Below are 21,078 nucleotides of genomic sequence, written 5' to 3' on the forward strand. Positions count from 1 at the left end.
CATCGGACATCTGAAGGACATTCTACAAGGGTTTTCACGTACATCAGTCCTTCATCAAACGAAAAATCTCAAAACCGAGTCTCGAAATCAATAACAGTATACTTCAACACTAAAAACTAAAAGGTCGTAAACAAAATCACACACCTTAGAATCATAATCCATTTACCAAAACAGTACTGTACTACCAATTCGGCGAGGAGGGGTTCGCGGTGGACGAAACCCGTTTAATTAAACCATTATTGGATAAGGAATATCCGATGATAAGCCATGGGGATGGAATTTATTTATATGACACAAACGGAAAAAAATACATTGACGGTTCATCAGGAGCTATCACGGCGAGTATCGGTCATGGCGTCAAGGAAATCATTGAGGAAATTGACAAACAGGCTAACAAAATTTCGTTCGTGTACAGGTCACAATTCACAAGTGAACCGGCCGAAAACTTAGCAAAAAAACTAAGTGATTTAACTAAAGGCGGTGAATACTGGTCTTTTTTTGTGAACAGCGGTTCTGAGGCAACCGAAACAGCAATGAAGGTTGCAATTCAACATTGGCAAGAAAAAGGAATGAAGGGGAAAAACAAAATTTTGTCTCGGTGGATGAGCTACCATGGCATCACAATTGGAGCACTTTCGATGTCCGGTCACACCGGCAGAAGGGCTCGTTTTGTTTCCTTATTAGAAGACTATCCTACCATTGATCCGCCGTATTGCTTCCGTTGTCCATATAACACAACATATCCGGAGTGCAACCATATGTGTGCTACAGAGCTTGAACAAGCGATTAACCGAATTGGTGCCGAACATATTGCGGCCTTTATTGCAGAGCCGATTATCGGAGCGGCAGGTGGTGCAATCGTTCCACCTGAAGGTTATTACCAAGTCATTAAAAAAATCTGTGAGAAGTACAATATTTTATTTATCGCTGATGAAGTGATGACGGGAATGGGTCGGACGGGAAAAATGTTCGCCCTTGAACATTGGGATACACAAGCAGACATCATTGCTCTCGGAAAAGGAATGAGTGCTGGCTACACACCAATCGCCGCAACCCTTGTCAGCGAAAAGGTAATGGAACCGATTCAAAAGGGGTCCAAACTAATCATGAGTGGCCACACTTATAGTGCAAATCCACAATCTGCAGCTGTCGCATTAGCGGTGGTTACCTACATTGAAACTCATAATCTCGTTGAAAAATCTGCGAAAAACGGAGAATACTTACTTACAAAACTACAAAAATTACAAAAAGATCATCCAATAATAGGCGATGTACGTGGAAAAGGGTTAATGTGTGGAGTTGAGTTTGTTTCTGATATGGTCACGAAGTATCCATTTAATAAGGAAATAGATGTAACGAGTCACGTTGTGAATCAAGGTCAGAAAAATGGGCTCCTACTATACCCGGCGGCAGCTGGAATCGAAGGTATTGGTGGCGATGCTATCCTAGTTGCCCCACCGCTTACAATTACAACGAAACAAATCGATGAGCTTATCGAGCTTCTTAACCAAACATTAAACGATGTCAAAACAGAACTCCGTAATAAAGGTATTATCTCATCATAATATGGAGGTGTTATAGATTGATTGAAAATCGTTACCATAAATTTTCAACTCTTGAAGAAGCACTCACACATATTCATGACGGAACAACTGTCATGTTTGGAGGCTTTGGTGGAATTGGAAGCCCACCAACCCTTATCGATGGTTTACTAGAAAAAGGTGTTCAAGATCTTACCTTAATTGGGAATGACACGGGTTTTCCGAATATCGGTATCGGAAAACTCGTTAGTCGCGGTCATGCGAAAAAATGCATTGTTTCACATATTGGTTCTAATCCGGTTGCTGGGCAACTCATGACAGAGGGAAAATGGAAATTGAATTCTCACCACAAGGCACACTTGCGGAACGAATTCGTGCAGGTGGAGTTGGCTTAGGAGGTATTTTAGTTGATGTAGGAATCGATAACGAAATCGTTGCAAAGGGGAAACAAATCATACCTGTTGATGGCACAAACTATTTATTAGAAAAACCATTAACCGCAGATGTTTCCATTATTTTTGCAAAAAAGTGTGACCCTTTTGGAAATCTAGTTTATGACAAAAGTGCCCGAAACATGAATCCTCTCGTTGCAATGGCAGGGAAATTCACAATAGCTGAGGTTGAGGAAATCGTTCCATTAGGTGAACTTGACCCGGAAGAAATTGTAACGCCAGGAATATATGTCGACATGATCATTAAAAGCAAAGGGGTGAATTGGAATTGGGTATGGGAATAGATATTCGCAATCGAATTGCTAAACGGGCCGCGCAGGAAATAAAAGATGGAATGATTGTAAACCTTGGGATTGGTATTCCCTCACTAGTTCCGAATCACCTACCTGATGGCATACATGTCATGGTTCATGCAGAAAATGGGATTTTGGGAATCGGTCCAAGCCCAGAAAAAGGAGAAGAGGATGAAAATATTTGTAACGCAGCTGGGTATCCTGTAACAACTGTCACAGGTTCATCGTACTTTGATAGTTCCATTGCATTTGGGATGATTCGCCGAGGCTATATTGATATCACCATTTTAGGTTCGCTACAGGTTAGTGAAAAAGGCGACCTTGCTAACTGGATTGTTCCTGGAAAACGTGTTCCAGGCATGGGAGGGGCCATGGAGCTAGCGCAAAAAGCAAAGAAAGTGATTGTATTGATGAACCATGTTGACAAATATGGGAACTCCAAGCTATTGAAGGAATGCAGCCTACCACTGACTTCAAAGAGCTGTGTTGATCTTATTATTACCGATATGGCTGTTATTGAGGTCAGGGAGAATGGACTTCACTTACTTGAGGTAATGGCTCCTTTTACAGTAGAGGATGTCGTCAAAAATACAAATGCCGAATTGAAGTGGGATGATACCATTACAAGCATTTGAACATTAACCAAGGGGGCGAAATGCATGAGTGACAATAAAAAGAAAGTATCAAAATGGATCCAAGCAAATAAAGGAAAGGGAATCCGTTTATTAAAAAAACTTGTTCAGGAACCGAGTCTTCAAGGAAATGAAAGGTCTTCTCAAGCGATTGTAATCGAAAAATGCCGTCAACTTGGCATGGAAATTGACATCTGGGAACCGAATGGTACAGAACTTTTAAAACATCCATATTTTGTATCACCAAGATCAAATTTTCTCGATAGCCCAAATGTTGTTGGAACTTTAAAAGGTACTGGTGGTGGAAAATCACTCCTCTTAAATGGTCATATTGATGTCGTCCCAGAGGGCGATATCACGCAATGGGAAACGGACCCTTACTCAGCTGAAATTAAAGATGGTAAATTATATGGTCGGGGCTCTACCGACATGAAAGGCGGAAATGTTGCCCTGCTTTTAGCAATCCAAGCCATCAAGGAATCTGGTATTCAATTAAAAGGAGATGTTATTTTTCAAAGTGTCATAGAAGAAGAAAGTGGCGGGGCAGGAACTCTTGCAACCATTTTAAAAGGATATAAAGCAGATGGAGCAATTATTCCAGAGCCTACAAATATGAAGATTTTCCCAAAACAACAAGGTTCGATGTGGTTTAAAATCGACATTTATGGTCGGATAGCACATGGTGGTACAAGATATGAAGGAGTTAGTGCCATCGAAAAAAGCATGATTGTCATTAACCATCTCTTAAAACTTGAAATGATTCGTAATGCCGCGATAAATGATCCTTTATATAAAAATACACCTATTCCTGTGCCAATTAATATTGGAAAGATAAACGGAGGAACCTGGCCGTCATCTGTTGCGGACGTCGTCACAATCGAAGGGCGAATGGGAGTTGCACCGGAGGAAAAGATTGAACATGCAAAGGCTGAAATGGAACAATGGCTAACTAAATTACCAGAAATCGACAAATGGTTTGAGGACCATCCGGTTAGTCTCGAATGGTTTGGAGCACGATGGGTACCAGGTACGATTGACCCTGATCATGAACTTATGAATCTTTTAAAAAATAGCTTTCAACGGGTTAAAGGGAAAGAACCAATCATTGAAGCATCACCTTGGGGTACAGATGGTGGACTTCTATCAGCAGTGGGGAATATCCCAACAATTGTCTTCGGGCCAGGTACAACTGAAGTCGCCCATTATCCAAATGAATATATCGAGTTAGAGCAAATGTTCGAAGCGGCCCAAATCATTGCGCACACGATTTTAGAGTGGTGTGAAGTTGCAGAAGATTCATGATATGATAGATGAAAAGATTGAGATAGGAGGTGTGATGTTGTCAAATCACACATACAGTGAACTAAAACAAATAAAAGCAGCTACATATCATGCGAATTTGGTCGTTGATTATTTTAACTGTAGACTTCGGGTTTTAGAGTACCGAGGCAATCTTAATTCCTTATTAGATAAAGTAAACGAAATTGTCACAGAACACTCATTTGAAAAAGTCATTTGTATGGCAAGGCAAGAAGACTTGCTAGAGTTTATGGCTCAAGGCTTTATGATTGAAGCAATGATTCCAAACTATTTTAATGGCAGTGACACCTATTTTGTTACGAAATATTTTACAAACAAACGACGAAATAGTGAAAAATGGATGGAAGAAGAAAAAATCATCACAGACATTTTACGAAATCCACGCGAAAATAAGCGAACAGACACACCGTTTTTAATCCGCAAAGCAACACATGAAGATGCAGAACAACTAGCCGCTTTATACAATAATGTGTTTCAAATCTACCCAACTCCATTAAACAACCCAGACTATATTCAGCAGGTAATGAAGGATTCAACGGTTTTCTATGTAGTCCTTGATAATGGTGGGATTGTAAGCAGTGCATCAGCCGAAATAAATACTACCTTTCACAATGCAGAACTTACCGACTGTGCGACCTTAGAGGCATATCGGAAACACGGTTTAATGAAGCAGCTCTTGGTTGAACTTGAAAAAGAGCTAATGAACAATGGAATCTATTGTGCATACTCGATTGCGAGGGCACTTTCATATGGCATGAACAAAAGCTTTTACCAGCTTGGATACTACTATACTGGGAGACTTACAAATAATTGTTATATCTTTGATAAGATTGAAGATATGAATGTATGGGTGAAAGATTTATCAAAGGGATGAACTGCCGAAATTTCGGCAGCAAGCGCCGGAATTTCATCATACGATAGGAGGTGGAGATGAATGCAAATCGGTGAAGAACTAGTGATTGCCATTTTAGATAGTATTGATGAAGCCATTCATGTTGTAAATGAGGATGGAATCACTATTTTCTATAATCAAGTTGCCGCAGAGCATGATGGACTTAGTCGGGAGGAGGTTCTCGGAAAACATATTCTCGAAGTTTTTCCCTCCTTAAATGAGAACTCTAGCACTCTTTTAAAGGTTATTTCCACAAAACAGCCGATTTTTCATCTCCCCCAAACCTATAAAAATAAATGGGGAAAGCTTATCGATACAGTGAATACCACTCTTCCGATAAAAATAAACGGTATTTTCATCGGTGCAGTGGAAATCGGAAAGGACTATTCAAAGATCAAAGATTTATCAAATAAATTGATGGACCTTCAATCAAAAGTTCGCGGCGTCTCAAAAAAGCCGAATGAAATTTACGGAGCGAAATACACCTTTCATGACATCCTGACGAAAAATGAGCAGTTCAATTATGTGAAGCGACAAGCAACGAAGGTCGCAAGCTCAACATCAACGGTATTAGTGTATGGGGAAACTGGCACTGGAAAAGAACTTCTTGTTCAAGCAATTCATAATGAATCATCGCGAAGACAGGCACCTTTTATTGCACAAAATTGTGCAGCATTACCTGAAAGCTTATTAGAAAGTATTTTATTTGGAACAGTAAAAGGTAGTTATACAGGGGCGGTGGACCGTGCTGGATTATTTGAAATTGCACATGGTGGGACACTTTTTTTAGACGAAATCAATTCAATGCCACTTGAGCTTCAATCAAGATTACTCCGTGTGCTTGAAGACGGAATGGTGCGTAGAATAGGTAGCCCAAAAGCTCTTCAGGTAGACGTTCGTGTCATTGTTGCCTTAAATAAGTATCCGAAGGAATGTGTCAAGGCCGGTGAACTACGACCAGATTTGTATTACCGATTAAATGTTTTTTCACTGGAGATTCCACCATTGCGCGACCGAATTGGAGATATCCCGTATTTAGTGGAGCATTTTGTTCGGCACTATAACCATAGTTTTCAAAAAAACATATCAAAAGTGGATGATGAAGTTCTTGAACTATTTACTAGTTACAACTGGCCAGGGAATGTTCGAGAGTTAAAGCATATCATTGAGCATGCAATGATTATGGCGGAAGGTTTGACCCTCACGAAGGATTTACTACCAAATCATCTTGTCGATTCACAAGTAACATCTACGGTTACTTTAAGGCCACTTCGCCAAGCCATACAAGAAACGGAAAACACGTTAATCGAAGTAGCAATGAAAGAATCTGGAGGGAATATTAATCAAGCTGCTAAACTATTAGATATTCCACGCCAAACCTTGCAATATAAACTACAAAAAATGAAAAATTAAGACCCAATTTTCTAATTTCTCCTTCCTACTGAAACTTTGGCATGCAACTTGCATGTTATTTACAGTAGGGAGGAGATTTTTTATGCAGATGAATTTATATAAACCAAAGCGTCATTGGAAAGACATTGAGTTATGGAAAGACGTAACAGAAGAACAATGGAACGATTGGATTTGGCAATTGACCAATACAATTCGCACAATTGATGATTTACGTAAGGTGATTAACTTAACACCAGAGGAAGAAGAAGGTGTCTTAATTTCGACAAAGACAATTCCTTTAAATATTACGCCTTATTATGCATCGTTAATGAATCCAGATGACCCGCGTTGTCCAATTCGGATGCAATCCGTTCCTATCAGTAAAGAAATCTACAAAACAAAATACGACTTAGAAGATCCACTTGAAGAAGATGAGGATTCACCAGTACCCGGCCTTACTCATCGCTATCCTGACCGCGTCCTCTTTTTAGTCACAAACCAATGCTCCATGTATTGTCGTTATTGTACGAGAAGAAGATTTTCTGGCCAAATTGGTATGGGGGTGCCGAAAAAGCAACTTGATGCAGCCATCCATTATATTGCAAACACTCCTGAAGTTCGTGATGTACTCATTTCAGGCGGTGACGGACTACTGATTAATGACAACATTCTTGAATACATTTTGAAAAATTTACGGGCAATTCCACATGTCGAAATTATTCGTATCGGAACGAGAGCACCGGTCGTGTTTCCACAGAGAATTACCGAGAACCTTTGCAATATTTTAAAAAAATACCATCCGGTTTGGTTAAATACCCATTTCAATACGTCAATCGAAATTACTGAAGAAGCGAAAAAAGCGTGTGAAATGTTAGTTAACAGTGGTGTTCCAGTCGGAAACCAATCCGTTATTTTAGCAGGAATTAACGACAGTGTCGAAATTATGAAAAAGCTCATGCATGATTTAGTCAAAATTAGAGTACGTCCTTATTATATTTATCAATGTGATTTATCTGAAGGTATTGGCCACTTCAGAGCACCTGTTTCAAAGGGCTTAGAAATTATCGAGGGCTTGCGTGGACACACTTCAGGCTATGCAGTCCCAACATTTGTCGTCGATGCTCCTGGGGGCGGTGGGAAAATTGCCCTACAGCCGAATTATCTTCTTTCTCAAAGTCCTGAAAAAGTCGTCTTGCGTAATTTTGAAGGTGTAATTACGACTTATCCAGAACCGGAAAACTATGTACAAGGCTCTGCTGATGCTTACTTTACTGAGCATATTGGTTCTATTGAAGATAAAAAGTCAACTGTTGGGATTGCTGGTTTATTAGGCGACGGATTCAACCTTGTTCCAGAAGGGATTAACCGAATTTCAAGAAGAAAGAAATATGTGGAAGACCCAACCCACAGTACATTAAAGGATAAACGTGAGAAACGTGACGAGTTAAAAGAGAAAAAATATCAATCAACCTTGAAAAAAATGAAAGGCGATAAGGAAGAGGAAGCGTAGTTTGGAGAGGAGGTCATATTGTTGAATTGTATGTGGTGTGAATCGGAAAAAGCGAAGGAAACAAAAAATAGTGTTTATTGGGAACTCCCTGATGGAACACGAGCAATTGAGATACAAGATACGCCTAGTGTGAAATGTGAAGAATGTGGGATGGAATATCAAGAAGAAAGCATTATTAATGAAATCGAAGACCAGCTTATGTTAATCGATACGAAAAAACTTGCAAAAACTATTCAATATAAGGAACTCATGGAGATTCCGCGATTATTAAAGCATAATTACTTTCGTTTTTAGTTGACACGACACGATAACATGATAAAATGACAAAACGAACGCTTGAGTAGGAAGTGGTTATTATGGGAAAGTCATTTTATCATTATCTTGTGAAGTTTCGCACGGCAAAAGCTAAAGATGACATTAGTCAATTTGCGAATGACGTATATTTGGATCACAGCTTTCCAATTTATTCGAAAGATTACGATGAATTGAGTTCTTATTTAGAGCTAAACGGACAATATTTAAAAAGTATGTCCATTTTTGATAAAGCCTGGGAGCTTTATGTTAACGAAGATTGATGTTAGACCACTGAGAATCGGGATTCTTGGTGGTTTTTTAGTTCTATGAAACTATAGATTATCTGAAATTGAACATGTGATTTGAATACTGCCACTATCTCGAAAATACTGTCACTACCCATGTCTACTGCCACTATTCCCAAAATACTCCCATTATCCAAGATTTACTGCCACTAAACGAACACCCAAATAGACCTCTAAATCGAACGACGCCACCTAAATAAATTTTAGGCTCGCCCGCCAATAATTTTTCTTATCTCACAAGCCCTATTATAATGCCGTTTTGCAAAAGACTTGCATATACTATCTCACACCCTTCAAATCGACACAAAAGCTAAAGGGATGAGGATATGGAAGGTAAAAGCAAAAAGCCAAAATACAAAATTGGGGATATCGTGGTTGTTACGTTATATGGAACGGTTGGATCAGTGACTGATATCCGGAAGCTCGATGGAAACTTTCTTTATAAGGTAAATAAAGGTGAGGTATTTTACTCAGAATCAGTGCTAACCTTACTTTCCGAATACAAAGCAAAACCGATTGAAATTGAAAATATCGAGATTGAATATAAATATTATTTTGGTGACCTTGTCTTTGTTCAAGGATATGACAATGATGTATTTAAAATTGTTGGAATACACACAGAAATTTGGAGATACAAAGAGGGTGCATGGGAGGATGTGATTTACGAGCTAGCGCGTGTGACAGATGGTGAGTGGCTTGAGGCAGGAGAGGATGAGCTAACACTACTTGCAGAATTTGATCAAGCAGAAACATTCCTTCAAAAATATTCATTGAATTATTTTGTAAAAAAGAAAAACAACAATGTGGGGATGTATAAAAATATGGATATCTATCGTAAATCCGAAAAAGATCATATGCGTATCAAAAAAGAGAAAAAAGAAATCATCGACGGATTACTCGATGTATACAACGACTACAAGATCCTGTACGACATGTTCCAGGATCAGAAATATAAAGATGTTATGGATTTGGCCATGAAAAATTTACAAAAGTTTGAAACTGGGAAAGGTAACGATTAACCCATGAACCATGCTTGTACGACCACATAAAAGAAATAAGGGATCCCTAAAAATAGAATAGCAGAAAATAATCCTTTTGTTACTTTTCCTAAAACTTTGTCGAATCCTTCGCCGTCAATAAACGCTAGGATTTTATTTGTCAATTTGACTTCTTCTTGTACTGGGAATTTTACGATGGTTGCTTGTTTTGTCATGGTAACCCCTCCTATAAACTTGTCCAATCTTTATATTCCATCCTATGTATGAACCACTGATTTCATGACTACAAAATAAAATACATAAGAAACTGACATAGGTGTCGTGTTTTCTACATACATCTTAAGTAAAGGGGGCGATCATGCTGAAGGAAATTGAGGTTGTTATTGATACGGAGGAAATTGCAGAGTTTTTCTATAACGAGCTTGTCCAAAGGGGATTTGCCCCAGGCGAGGAAGAGCTAGAAGAATTGGCGGATATTACATTCGAATACTTGCTCTATAAATGTGTAATCGACGAAGAAAAGGACTAAGTACATAGAGGCGGCGGGGAAACCCGTCGTCTATTTATTTGGCTTTGGTTGTTTTCACAAACTTATTGACACAATTGATTTCCGCTTCAAGTCATTTTATTTTCAATGGAAGATAAACCTTTTTCGTGTTAATTCGTATAGGTATATATCAAGAATTAGGGGGAATACGATGTCATTTTTTAATAAAATTTTCTCAAGCATAGGAATTGGAAGTGCAAAAGTTGATACAAAGCTTACAACTGACCAACTAAGAGCGGGGGAAAAGGTCTCTGGTGTTGTTGAAATCACCGGGGGAAACATGGAACAACAAATTGCTGAAATTTACCTGTCGTTGGTCACAACATATATAAAAGAATCAAATGACAGAAAGATTACCAAGCAGGCAACCATTGAAAAAGTAAAAATTGTAGAGCCGTTTACAATAGGTAGTAATGAAAGACGTGAATTCCCATTTTCATTCGTGCTTCCGCTAGATACGCCAGCGACACTTGGAAGAACGAAAGTGTGGATTCACACTGGCTTAGATATAAAAAATGCAGTTGATCCATCGGATAAAGATTATATATCTGTTTCGCCATCTCCCTTAGCAGCTGGTGTGCTAAATGCGGTTTATGATTTAGGTTTTAGCCTTCGTAAAGTAGACTGTGAGGCCGCACCCTATCGCTTAAGAAGACGGCTTCCTTTTGTTCAGGAATTTGAATTTGTGTCAACAAGTGGACAATTTCGTGGAAGATTGGACGAAGTGGAAGTCATGTTCTTCCCGCAATCAGACAATAAGCTAGAAGTAATGATGCAGATTGACAGACGTGCACGAGGATTAAGCAGTTTTCTTGCTGAGGCCATGGATATGGATGAATGTTTTGTTACCTTCACATTGACATCTGAGGACCTTCCCACGATTAAGTCAAAAATTAATCAAATTATTAGTCGTTATAGCTAATAGAAGGGGCGTCCATCAAAGGGACGCCTTTTTACGTTTTACTCATTATGTCCTGGACCGTTCTTACGACCACCTGCTGCAGAAAATTCTTTACCGTGTGCGATTTGTTCTGCCTCAATTGCTTCAGGTGGCGTATGATTGTTTTTCTTAGGTGCATTTATACGATTACGGTTTTTCTTTCCCATTTTTACCCCTCCAATTATTTAGGTTGCATAAAACCTTGTTTCGCTTTTTTCGATGTATTAGGTGGATTTCCAACACCTTTTGTTGTGTCGGTTGCATTTGCATAATCAACAGCTTGGCTTACTTTTTTGCTCATTTTTTCTTTAGCCATGAATAATACCCCCTTATTAAAATAATACAACCTTAGCTTTCCCTATATTTTTGTGTTCATGAATGCTTTTGTGGTAAGATAGGACAGGTGCAATTTTTTACATAGGAGGATCATGAATGAGTACACATATTGGTGCAAAGCAAGGTGACATTGCGGAAACGGTATTACTTCCAGGAGACCCATTGCGTGCAAAATATATTGCTGAAAACTTTTTTGAAAATGTTCAATGCTACAACGAAGTGCGGGGAATGCTTGGATTTACTGGTACATATAAAGGAAAGCGCGTATCTGTTCAAGGAACTGGCATGGGTGTTCCATCCATCTCAATTTACATACATGAATTAATGAATGACTATAGTGTTCAAAACTTAATTCGCGTTGGTACTTGTGGTGCGATTCAAAAAGACGTGAAGGTACGCGATGTCATATTAGCGATGACTTCATCTACCAATTCACAAATGAACCGGATTAATTTTGGAACTGTTGACTATGCTCCAACAGCCTCTTTTGATTTATTAAAAAAAGCATATGATGTGGGTTCTGAAAAAGGCCTTAAATTAAAAGTAGGAAATGTTTTTACAAGTGACGTATTCTATAATGAAAATGCTGAACTAGAAAAATGGGCACAATACGGCATTTTAGCTGTTGAAATGGAAACAACGGCACTTTACACGTTAGCAGCAAAATTTGGTCGTAATGCATTATCTGTTTTAACAGTAAGTGACCATATTTTAACTGGAGAAGAAACAACGGCTGAAGAACGTCAAACAACATTTAATGATATGATTGAGGTTGCTTTAGAAGCAGCATTGAAAGAGTAAATTGAAACAGTAAACATTGAGGGGAAAAGATTTCGAATTTCGATTTCGAGATTTTTTCCTCTTTTAGTAGGGTGATACTTATGAAAAATCGTTTTGTAAAATATGGCTTAACACTTGTTGTTGTCCTATTTATCGTCTTTTTCGGTTCTAAACTTATATCCCCTTCAGAATCATATACGGATATCGATGAAGAGATAAAAAGTCAGTTAATTGTAAACGGATTCAAAATTGACGGAATTACGTTTTATGGGGACCAAGTGCTCGCCCTTCTTGATGAAAAAGGCGAAAAAAAGCTTTATATCGGGGATCATGCACAATCCGTCATTGAAAATGTAAAACCATGGGCTGATTTTCAAGTTCCGAAAAGTCCAGATAAAGACTATCAAGGTGTTGAAGTGAATCCCGATGCCCATTTATTGTATTTGTATGGGAAAAAGAAAGATGGCAGCAATTTTATGGAAGTCATTAATATTGGCACAAAAGAAATTGTTTCAGAGATTCCGTTTGAAGACTCTGCAAAAATCAGCAATATTAAGTTTAAAAATGGCTATACAGAAGGCATGTTGTATGCCAAAACGGATCTAGAAAAACAAAAAGCTGAAATTATTTTCAATACAACTGAATTTAATTCTCATCTGGATTTACTTGTTGTAAATCTTCCGTCAAAAACGGCGAAGCTAGATTGGGTTGATGCCAATCCTGATCTTGAGTATGTTGTTTACACAATCAAGGATCAAGGCAAAGTTTCTGCCTTTGTACACAATTTGACAACCAATCAAACTGCTCAACTAGAAAAAATTAGTGGAGATAAGTTTTTATTTGATGGAGAACAACTTATTGGCTTCAAATCCAAAAAAAATAAGCTTTCAATCAAGGAATACGACTATAATCGTACGGCCATTAAGGATAAACAGCAAAGTCAAAACTTTGATATCGTCATAAAAAATGGAATTGTTCTCGATCCTGATGAAGAGACCATCAAAATTGGCTATCATGTTGGGATTAAAGACGATAAAGTAAAAGCAGTTACAAAAACAAATATTCAAGGAAAAACTGAAATTGATGCGTATCAGAAGATTGTAAGTCCTGGTTTTATTGATATGCTATCGTTTAATCCAAACCCTATGGCAGCTAAATTTAAAATCGGGGACGGTGTTACAACAAATCTTTCCATGCACGGATGTACCGTTGATTTTAATGGCTTTTTTAATCAATATGAAAATTATCCTACTTCTGTAAATTATGGAGGTGCCTTGTTTGCTGTCCGCTTACGATATGAAGCAGGGCTTGGAAATCACGGAACACCAACCAAAGAACAAATAGACTATATGGTAAAAAGGGCACGTGAAGAAATTGAAAAAGGTGCTCTCGCAGTTGCCTTTAGTCCCGAGTATTATCCAGGTACAACTCCTGAAGAAATCAAGGCAATTATGAAGGTTGCAAAAGAGTACGGCATTGTAACCCATTTCCATGGACGACATTCTAGTCTGACAGGAGAGCATACAAGTATTGATTCTGTAAAAGAGGTTCTTGGATATGCAAGGGAGCTGGACGCACCCGTTCATTTTATGCATCTACATAGTACAGGTGGTACAGGTGCAATGGATGAGGCACTAGCATTAATCCAAGAAGCACGGGCTGACGGATACCAAGTAACTTATGATGTTTATCCGTATGATTCCTGGGCGACCGATATTTCATTTGAGCGTTTAGCTGGAGATTGGCAATCACGTTTTGGAATTACTTATTCCGATATACAAGTCGCAGGAACAACGGAGCGACTAACAGCAGAAACTTTCCCGCAATACCGGAAAAAAGGTGGACAAGTAATCGTCTATGCGATGAATGAGGACGAACTCATCCAGGCATTACAAGTAGACCATAGTATGATTGGTAGTGATGCAACAATGGATAGCGAATATAATCATCCAAGAGGGGCTGGAACATTTTCCAGATTTATCGGGCGCTATATTCGGGACCTTGATATTCTACCACTGATGGAAGGATTGAAGAAAATTACCATTCATTCGGCACGACAGCTTGAGAACACGGCCCCTGCGATGGCAACAAGGGGAAGACTACACGAAGGATCAACAGCTGATATTACGATTTTTGACTATGATGAAATCATCGACACATCAACAGCAGAAAAACCAGCTTCCTTATCAAAAGGAATTGAATATGTAATCGTATCTGGTAAAATTGCAAAGGATGAAACAGGTGTGCTATCTTACGTGAAAAATGGCCAACCGATAAAGGGGACTTTTGAATAAAAAGGCATGCAAATCGTCCATATATTTACAGCCTTAATCCTGTTCAAAAAGTAGATACTGATAATGAGGTGATTTTTGATGAATCATGAAAAAGATTATGATCGGGATCATGATCGTGAGGATGCACTGACTGACGGTTCTTTAAAAGAGATTCTTGAGACAGCCTATACAGCAGAATCTGAACTGATGCGCCGCTATTTGATTACCTCTGAAAGAGTTCATAATGATGATGAACTGAAAGAAAGACTTGCCAACTTCGCAGAAGGAAATGCAAAACGTACAAAACAATTGCAAAATGAAATTGAAAAACTACACTAATTCAAGCCGCGGAGGTCAACCTTCGTGGCTTCTTATTTTTGTCAGCTTAAGGCTTTTCTCACATACATGAAATCTTTATGAATTGCTTATGCTAAATGAAAACAAAACGGAGGTATCAAAATGCCTGAGTTACCAGAGATGGAAACATATAAAAACCTCCTCCAACTGAAAATAGCGGGGCACACCATTCAAGCAGTTGAGGTTAACCGCGAAAAATCGATCAACACTTCAATATCCGATTTTACCAAAGAATTAGTAGGCAATAAAATTACACAAATTGACCGTAGAGGGAAGCATCTTATTTTCGACCTCGCAAGCGGAAATAAATTGCTACTTCATCTCATGCTAGGTGGCTTGATGTACATTGAAACGGAGAATGACACAATCTCGAGAACCAAGCAAGTTATATTAAATTTTGCATCACATCGGCTTTGTTTTGTTGGTCTACGATTAGGGTATTTACATCTCCTAACTCCTAATCAAGTTGAAAAGGAATTAGAAGATTTAGGACCTGAGCCGCTCCAACCAACTTTTTCACTAAAGGCTTTTGAAAAATTAGTTGAAGATAAAAGAGGCAGGCTTAAAACAACACTTGTTGATCAACACTTTATTGCAGGAATTGGGAATTGCTATTCGGATGAAATCTGTTTTGCTGCAGAACTTTTGCCTACCCGTACATTTGATACACTTAATACGAAACAAATCGAAAAATTGTACTACTCGATATTAACTGTATTTCAAGAAGCAATTCAGTTCGGTGGATATATAGAGAAACCACTCTTTAAGGAAGATCGATTAACTGGTGGTTATGATGATAAATGTAAAGTGTATGACCGCGAAGGAGAAACGTGCGTTCGTTGTGGTTCAGTTATTCAAAAGGAGGAAGTGTCGTCAAGAAAAACATTTTTTTGTGCAAATTGCCAAATCTAAAAAATTATACTTGATTATCATAGGCATTAATGGCTATTCTATAGATGAATGAAAATTAGAAAGAGGGATAAACTATGGCAGAAAAAACTTTTACAATTACAAGTGATGCAGGTTTACATGCTAGACCAGCAACAAAGCTCGTACATAAAGCAAGTCAATATCAATCAGAAATTACACTTTCTTATAACGGGAAATCTGTAAACCTTAAATCAATTATGGGCGTAATGTCTCTAGGTGTACCAAAAGGTTCTCAAATTGTGATTCAAGCTGAAGGCAATGATGCGGATGCTGCAATTGAAGGAATTGAATCTGTATTAAAAGAAGAAAATTTAGGTGAATAATCTCAAAAAGGAAACAACCATCATATAGGATGGTTGTTTTCACTTTTCTTTGGTTCTCACTTTTTTGTCAGGATTGGTCCATCACGACTTGATTATATGTTGAGGTGAAATGGATTTACGCTGTTACTTCATTTTCGTCCTCATCTTTTGCTAATACTAATGCCCCATGGCGAATTAAGTATTGAAAATGGGAAAGAGGGAAGACACCCTTTTGCTTCGATTCAAGTTCAATTCGAACGGATGAATGATTTATCTCAACAACTTTTAATGTTTTTGCTTCACATAAGTTCGGGACGAATTTAGATGTAATACCAAATTCCATGTTGTTAACTAACTGTAGGTTTTCTCTTGCCAATTTTGTTCACCACCTTCTTCATACACGTAATATGTCCAATACGTAGAAAATCATACCAGTTTTACTAAGAAATACAACTTATTGAGCTTTTTTAGTTCGCATTATTGGAATTTTATCGAAAAAATCGTTAATATTTAAATATGACTATTTATTTAGAGTTTGGGAGGATCCACATTTGAAACCGATTAATAAAGAAGACGTTCAGGAATTAATCAACCGTTTTGCCAACCAAAACGTTTATATTCATCTTGAAACAACAAATGGCGCATATGCTGTCCATTCTGGTGCCAGAAAAACTTCAGCGGGTGCATATATCCGAAATGCACTTGTTACCTATACTGAAGGGAAAATCGTTGGGAACGACTCATACCGTGTTGGCCTAAAGATGGACATCGGCTGGATTTATGCAGAAGGGTTAACAGATTGGGAGCTAGATGAAAAAAATCGTTTATTACTTGCAGGTCATGATGAAGAAGGAAAGCTTGCAGTCGCCCTTCAAATTAGCTCAACACCATTCTAATGTCTTAAGACAAGCGATCTAAAGATTACCTCATTTGATACTATAAAAAGGAGTAATAAAATGGAACGACATATTTTAATCGTGCTTCCACACCCAGATGATGAAGCATTTGGCGTGTCAGGTTTAATTAGTTTAAATACACAAAAAGGGGTACCCGTTACCTATGCCTGCCTAACACTTGGTGAAATGGGTAGAAATCTTGGAAATCCCTTTTTTGCAACGCGAGAAACATTGCCAGAAATTCGTAAGAAAGAGCTAAAGGATGCTTGCAAGGCCTGCGGAATTACAGATCTCCGCATGCTAGGCTATCGTGATAAAACATTGGAATTCTTAGACCCAGAAAAAATTGCAGACACTATTGAAGAAATTATCAAGGAAGTAAACCCTTCACTTGTTATAACATTTTATCCTGGACATGGTGTTCACCCTGACCATGATGCGACAGGTGAAGCAACGATTCGTGCTGTTAAGCGTATTCCAAAAGAAAACAGACCAACAGTATACTGTAAAGCTATCACCCATGACCGTGTTGAAAAGATTGGAGAACATGATGTTGAATTTGATGTAACCGAAGTGTTAGATAAGAAAATTGCAACATTAAAAGCACATCGCTCGCAAACAGAGTTAATGATGGGAAATTTAATTCAGAAGGTTGATAACCAAGATAATGAGGTTATTGAGTGGCTTCGAACAGAGGTTTATTGGACCTATAAATTTGATGATTAAATACGAAGAGCCTAAATAAATAGGCTCTTTGACGTAAAAAGGAGCTATATGAACATGGATCCCGTTGATTTTGACCAGCTTTTAAAAGCATATCAATCACTTTGGATGAACCGAAGACTTTGGCAAAAGGACCTTAGCAGTGAGGAAATTCTTCGTGCAACCATTCAAAGGGATTTACTCGATGAACTAACACACCCTAGACTTCGTAAAACTCCATATGAAAAGTTTTTTATTGCAAGCAAAAGGATTTTTGATTCGACTTTACCAATTGAAGAAAAGCTCCAGTTACAGCATATTTATCTTGAAGAAATGGAAAATGTGAAGAAAATGTAAACGAAAATAAGAAAAAATTTACAAATAGTTCAAATTTCCGTTGTACAACGTGTGAGTTTCCTTTATAATCGGTGAATATACAAGCAGGGCTCGTCAAAATATCTCAACATATCAAGTTTTGAAAGGGGTATTTTCATGGAGATGAACATGTATATGGAAATTTCATTGATCTTGTTTTTGATCTTTGCATTTTCTCTCGCTTATTCGATTTTTAAAGGAACACATAAAATGGTAGCTAAAATTGTGAGTGGAACATGTATTAGTTTATGTTCGTTTGTTATTGTTTGGAGAGCAGCTAGTCTATTTTCATACTTTCATTAATTATAAAGGCAGAATTCTTCTGAAAAGAGCGAGTGGGATCTACGCTCTTTTTTATTGTTCTTCGTCTTCTAAAAATGAACCGATTTTTTCGGGAGATACAAAATATAAGCCCATTTCCTCTTCTAATTCTTCAATTGACTTATTTACGACTGTTTCATCCTTCGACGTAAAGTTTTCCAAATTCTTCACCTCATCACTATTATGTCCATTTTTGGTATACTTCCTTCATTGAAAGAAAAACTAATCGTATACATAGAATAGGAGCCGAGCTAATGAGATTTGGTAGCCATATTAGTATTCGCGATGGGTATTTGGGTGCAGCGAAGCACGCGACAAAAATTGGAGCAAGAGCTTTTCAATACTTTCCTAAAAATCCACGGAGTCTCACTGTAAAAAAATTTAATCTCCATGACGCACAGGATTGTGCAAAATACTGTAAGGAACATGATTTACTTACAATCGCCCATACTCCATATCCTACAAACCTTGTGGCTGATAACGATCAAATGGGCCTTGTCATAGAATCCCTTTTAAATGATTTGGAGATTGCCAATGCATGTGGATCTATTGGGGTAGTTGTTCATTTTGGTGTCTTGAAAAACGCATCCAATCCGCTTGAAGGCTACCAACGAATGATCGGGACGTTGAACGATGTATTGTCGAAGTGGGACGGTAATGCACTCGTCTTGTTAGAAAATAATGCAGGGAAAAGTGGACCAACAGGCACAACGCTGGAAGAGCTTGTTCAAATTAGACAACTCACGGATTATCCTGACAAAATTGGGTTTTGCTTAGATACATGCCATGTATTCGCAAGTGGAGTATGGGACGGTGATAATTGGCGTGAAGTAGAGGAAAAAGGGCTTGAACTCAAGTTTTTTGAACATTTAAAAGCCGTTCATTTAAATAATTCCGCGTACCCAACGAGATCTATGAAAGACCGCCACGCTAATATTCCAAATGGAGAGATAAAGGTAGAGCAAATAAAGGAATTTTTATCCTGTACAGTGTTTGACGATATTCCGTTCGTACTCGAAACACCACACGAGGAAAATTATTCGCATGAAGATGAGATTCAATTTTTGAATGAGTTGATGAATTAAGTAGCTAAGTCCATTAGAAGTCCCTTTTTGACCATAAATTAAAATAAAATTTCAACAAAAAACCAGCCCTCGAAAAGGCTGGTTTCCCAGTTATTCTGCACTCAAATTCTTATTAACTGCTTTCTTTTGCACACTCAGCAATCTTCCAGACAATGTAATAGCTCCTGCCGCAAGTCCAACAATTAAGCCAATCCAATATCCAAAAGCACCAAGTGAAGTAAATTTCGCTAATGCATATCCGATAGGTAACCCGATTACCCAATAAGAGATAAGCGTCATGACAAAGGTAGTGTTAACATCTTTGTATCCGCGTAGTGCACCTTGAATAGGTGCCGCAATCGCATCTGAAAGCTGAAAGAATATCGCATATACTAAAAATTGAGTCGTTAATTCGATAACTGCAGTATTTGCCGAGTACATTTTTGCAATTGATTCTTCGAAGGTAAAGATAATCGAAGCACATACAAGCGCCATGATTACGGCAATAACAATACCTAGAACGCTATATTGCTTTGCATCCGTAAAACGTTTCGCTCCGACTTCAAAACCAACCACAATCGTAAGTGCCATCGAAATACTTAGTGGAATCATGTAAAGCAAACTAGCAAAATTTATTGCAACTTGGTGAGCGGCAATCGTAATCGTATTGAATTCACTCATTAAAAGCGTCACCGCTGAGAAAATACTTGTTTCAAAAAAGATTGCAAAACCAATAGGTAGTCCTAGTTTTAAGATTTCACCCCAACTTGAAAGAGAAACAGAATAAAGTTTCCGTAATACACGATAATCAGTAAAAGGGGGCTTCCTCAAAATGATCCATACAGCTAAAAACACAATGAGCCAGTACGTAATCGCTGTTGCATATCCAGCACCAGCACCACCTAACTTTGGAAATCCAAATTTCCCAAAAATCAGCAAATAATTAAATAATACATTAATCGGAAGTGAAGAAAGCGTAATAAACATCGTTACTCGTGTATGACCAAGTGCGTCAATAAACGACCTCAACACAGAATACATAAAAAGTGGTACAATCCCAAATGATAGTCCAATTAAATACTCCTTGGCAATATCATGAACTTCGGTTTCAAGCTTCATATAGCCCAAAATTGGTTCTAGTAGAAATCCACCAATTACAGCAACAACTAACGCAATTACAATTGAGATGTAGACGCCCTGCATGACGGAATATGGAACTTTGTCTCTTTGTTTTGACCCAACATATTGTGCGATAATAGGTGTTATAGCAACAAGAATACCCGATAACCCCGTATAAACTGGGACCCAAAGACTTGATCCAATCGCAACACCTGCAAGATCATTCGCACCAGCACGTCCCGACATCATTGTATCCACAAAATTTATAAGATTAAGTCCAATTTGTGTAGCCAAAATGGGAAAGAGAATATGAAAAAATAATGTACTTTTATCTTTTATACTAAATGTTTGATTCATAAAAAAACCTTTTACCTTCCTATATGATTATATGATTAAAGGATTATATCACAAAAATGTCATCATTGAAGGAGAAATTTTATATTTATGCATATGCAAGTCTCGTTCTTTTTTCTTTTTAGTGTAAAGTTATAAACGGGTATGAAAATA

The 21,078-nt window shown here is 38.0% G+C and carries 26 protein-coding genes and 1 pseudogene; 21 read left to right on the forward strand and 6 right to left on the reverse strand.

Annotated features, from left to right (window positions below):
- The first annotated feature begins 209 nt into the window (after positions 1-209).
- The 10 genes and pseudogenes from BTHG_RS01925 (at position 210) to BTHG_RS01970 (ending at position 9,650) form a co-directional block, all read left to right on the forward strand.
- Entirely contained in the window at positions 210-1,565 is a 1,356-nt protein-coding gene (locus BTHG_RS01925; protein WP_010281420.1) for an aspartate aminotransferase family protein, read from the forward strand.
- Positions 1,566-1,585: 20 nt separating this feature from the next.
- Positions 1,586-2,277, forward strand: a pseudogene (locus BTHG_RS24060) (CoA transferase subunit A).
- Positions 2,262-2,921, forward strand: a complete 660-nt coding sequence (locus BTHG_RS01935) for a 3-oxoacid CoA-transferase subunit B (protein ID WP_010281422.1) — start codon at positions 2,262-2,264, stop codon at positions 2,919-2,921. Before BTHG_RS24060 ends, BTHG_RS01935 begins: the two are co-directional and overlap by 16 nt.
- A 24-nt stretch (positions 2,922-2,945) precedes the next feature.
- Positions 2,946-4,220, forward strand: a complete 1,275-nt coding sequence (locus tag BTHG_RS01940) for a peptidase (protein WP_010281426.1) — start codon at positions 2,946-2,948, stop codon at positions 4,218-4,220.
- A 37-nt stretch (positions 4,221-4,257) separates the two neighbouring features.
- Positions 4,258-5,112, forward strand: a complete 855-nt coding sequence (gene ablB / locus BTHG_RS01945) for a putative beta-lysine N-acetyltransferase (RefSeq protein ID WP_010281429.1) — start codon at positions 4,258-4,260, stop codon at positions 5,110-5,112.
- Positions 5,113-5,172: 60 nt separating this feature from the next.
- Positions 5,173-6,543, forward strand: coding sequence for a sigma-54 interaction domain-containing protein (locus BTHG_RS01950; protein ID WP_010281432.1), 1,371 nt, complete (start codon positions 5,173-5,175; stop codon positions 6,541-6,543).
- 82 nt (positions 6,544-6,625) lie between these two features.
- Positions 6,626-8,032, forward strand: a complete 1,407-nt coding sequence (gene kamA, locus BTHG_RS01955) for a lysine 2,3-aminomutase (protein WP_010281442.1) — start codon at positions 6,626-6,628, stop codon at positions 8,030-8,032.
- 21 nt (positions 8,033-8,053) lie between these two features.
- Positions 8,054-8,326 carry a YokU family protein gene (locus BTHG_RS01960; protein WP_010281445.1) on the forward strand — a complete coding sequence of 91 codons (273 nt, stop codon included), beginning with the start codon at positions 8,054-8,056 and terminating at the stop codon, positions 8,324-8,326.
- Positions 8,327-8,388: 62 nt separating this feature from the next.
- Positions 8,389-8,607: a YozE family protein gene (locus tag BTHG_RS01965; protein WP_010281455.1), complete on the forward strand. Its 219-nt coding sequence runs from the start codon at positions 8,389-8,391 to the stop codon at positions 8,605-8,607.
- Between the two features lie 350 nt (positions 8,608-8,957).
- Positions 8,958-9,650, forward strand: a complete 693-nt coding sequence (locus BTHG_RS01970) for a hypothetical protein (protein ID WP_010281460.1) — start codon at positions 8,958-8,960, stop codon at positions 9,648-9,650.
- Here the strand turns inward: BTHG_RS01970 and BTHG_RS24065 are convergent.
- Positions 9,647-9,844 carry a hypothetical protein gene (locus BTHG_RS24065; protein WP_010281461.1) on the reverse strand — a complete coding sequence of 66 codons (198 nt, stop codon included), beginning with the start codon at positions 9,842-9,844 and terminating at the stop codon, positions 9,647-9,649. The genes BTHG_RS01970 and BTHG_RS24065 overlap by 4 nt on opposite strands.
- Positions 9,845-9,990: 146 nt before the next feature.
- On the opposite strand from BTHG_RS24065, the gene BTHG_RS26105 reads away from it, so the two are divergent.
- A complete protein-coding gene (locus BTHG_RS26105) occupies positions 9,991-10,158 on the forward strand; it encodes a YozD family protein (protein WP_083849061.1) in 168 nt (55 codons plus the stop codon).
- Between the two features lie 169 nt (positions 10,159-10,327).
- Positions 10,328-11,098: a sporulation protein gene (locus BTHG_RS01985; RefSeq protein ID WP_010281464.1), complete on the forward strand. Its 771-nt coding sequence runs from the start codon at positions 10,328-10,330 to the stop codon at positions 11,096-11,098.
- Positions 11,099-11,136: 38 nt separating this feature from the next.
- On the opposite strand, the gene BTHG_RS26985 is transcribed toward BTHG_RS01985, so the two are convergent.
- Entirely contained in the window at positions 11,137-11,283 is a 147-nt protein-coding gene (locus BTHG_RS26985) for a hypothetical protein (protein WP_010281467.1), read from the reverse strand.
- A 14-nt stretch (positions 11,284-11,297) separates the two neighbouring features.
- Positions 11,298-11,432: a hypothetical protein gene (locus tag BTHG_RS27585; RefSeq protein WP_269719478.1), complete on the reverse strand. Its 135-nt coding sequence runs from the start codon at positions 11,430-11,432 to the stop codon at positions 11,298-11,300.
- A 116-nt stretch (positions 11,433-11,548) separates the two neighbouring features.
- Here BTHG_RS27585 and deoD point away from each other — a divergent pair, with 116 nt between their 5' ends.
- The 5 genes from deoD to BTHG_RS02020 all read left to right on the forward strand — a co-directional run bounded on the left by deoD (position 11,549) and on the right by BTHG_RS02020 (position 16,115).
- Complete coding sequence (gene deoD / locus BTHG_RS02000) at positions 11,549-12,253, forward strand: purine-nucleoside phosphorylase (RefSeq protein WP_010281469.1); 705 nt, start codon at positions 11,549-11,551, stop codon at positions 12,251-12,253.
- Between the two features lie 80 nt (positions 12,254-12,333).
- On the forward strand, positions 12,334-14,526 hold the full coding sequence (locus BTHG_RS25680; protein WP_010281470.1) for an amidohydrolase family protein: 2,193 nt from the start codon (positions 12,334-12,336) through the stop codon (positions 14,524-14,526).
- Positions 14,527-14,604: 78 nt separating this feature from the next.
- Positions 14,605-14,844 carry a hypothetical protein gene (locus tag BTHG_RS02010; RefSeq protein ID WP_010281473.1) on the forward strand — a complete coding sequence of 80 codons (240 nt, stop codon included), beginning with the start codon at positions 14,605-14,607 and terminating at the stop codon, positions 14,842-14,844.
- A 120-nt stretch (positions 14,845-14,964) separates the two neighbouring features.
- Positions 14,965-15,774 (forward strand): bifunctional DNA-formamidopyrimidine glycosylase/DNA-(apurinic or apyrimidinic site) lyase, encoded by an 810-nt coding sequence (gene mutM / locus BTHG_RS02015; RefSeq protein ID WP_010281478.1) that lies wholly within the window; start codon positions 14,965-14,967, stop codon positions 15,772-15,774.
- A 74-nt stretch (positions 15,775-15,848) separates the two neighbouring features.
- On the forward strand, positions 15,849-16,115 hold the full coding sequence (locus BTHG_RS02020; RefSeq protein WP_010281479.1) for a phosphocarrier protein HPr: 267 nt from the start codon (positions 15,849-15,851) through the stop codon (positions 16,113-16,115).
- 115 nt (positions 16,116-16,230) lie between these two features.
- Here BTHG_RS02020 and BTHG_RS02025 read toward each other — a convergent pair whose 3' ends face one another.
- Positions 16,231-16,470: a hypothetical protein gene (locus BTHG_RS02025; protein WP_010281487.1), complete on the reverse strand. Its 240-nt coding sequence runs from the start codon at positions 16,468-16,470 to the stop codon at positions 16,231-16,233.
- 175 nt (positions 16,471-16,645) lie between these two features.
- On the opposite strand from BTHG_RS02025, the gene BTHG_RS02030 reads away from it, so the two are divergent.
- From BTHG_RS02030 to BTHG_RS02040, 3 genes are read left to right on the forward strand one after another with little or no spacing between them, the layout of a single operon-like run.
- Positions 16,646-16,990 carry a YojF family protein gene (locus BTHG_RS02030; protein ID WP_010281489.1) on the forward strand — a complete coding sequence of 115 codons (345 nt, stop codon included), beginning with the start codon at positions 16,646-16,648 and terminating at the stop codon, positions 16,988-16,990.
- A 60-nt stretch (positions 16,991-17,050) separates the two neighbouring features.
- A complete protein-coding gene (gene bshB2 / locus BTHG_RS02035; protein ID WP_010281490.1) occupies positions 17,051-17,716 on the forward strand; it encodes a bacillithiol biosynthesis deacetylase BshB2 in 666 nt (221 codons plus the stop codon).
- A gap of 54 nt (positions 17,717-17,770) precedes the next feature.
- Positions 17,771-18,049, forward strand: a complete 279-nt coding sequence (locus BTHG_RS02040; RefSeq protein WP_010281493.1) for a hypothetical protein — start codon at positions 17,771-17,773, stop codon at positions 18,047-18,049.
- Between the two features lie 372 nt (positions 18,050-18,421).
- On the opposite strand, the gene BTHG_RS27590 is transcribed toward BTHG_RS02040, so the two are convergent.
- Positions 18,422-18,550: a hypothetical protein gene (locus tag BTHG_RS27590; protein ID WP_269719479.1), complete on the reverse strand. Its 129-nt coding sequence runs from the start codon at positions 18,548-18,550 to the stop codon at positions 18,422-18,424.
- Between the two features lie 92 nt (positions 18,551-18,642).
- Here BTHG_RS27590 and BTHG_RS02055 point away from each other — a divergent pair, with 92 nt between their 5' ends.
- Positions 18,643-19,473 carry a deoxyribonuclease IV gene (locus tag BTHG_RS02055; RefSeq protein ID WP_010281498.1) on the forward strand — a complete coding sequence of 277 codons (831 nt, stop codon included), beginning with the start codon at positions 18,643-18,645 and terminating at the stop codon, positions 19,471-19,473.
- Between the two features lie 90 nt (positions 19,474-19,563).
- Here the strand turns inward: BTHG_RS02055 and BTHG_RS02060 are convergent, their stop codons facing one another.
- Positions 19,564-20,928 carry an MATE family efflux transporter gene (locus BTHG_RS02060; RefSeq protein ID WP_010281499.1) on the reverse strand — a complete coding sequence of 455 codons (1,365 nt, stop codon included), beginning with the start codon at positions 20,926-20,928 and terminating at the stop codon, positions 19,564-19,566.
- Positions 20,929-21,078: the final 150 nt, after the last annotated feature.

The sequence above is a fragment of the Bacillus timonensis genome, assembly GCF_000285535.1.
Classification (GTDB): domain Bacteria; phylum Bacillota; class Bacilli; order Bacillales; family Bacillaceae_L; genus Ferdinandcohnia; species Ferdinandcohnia timonensis.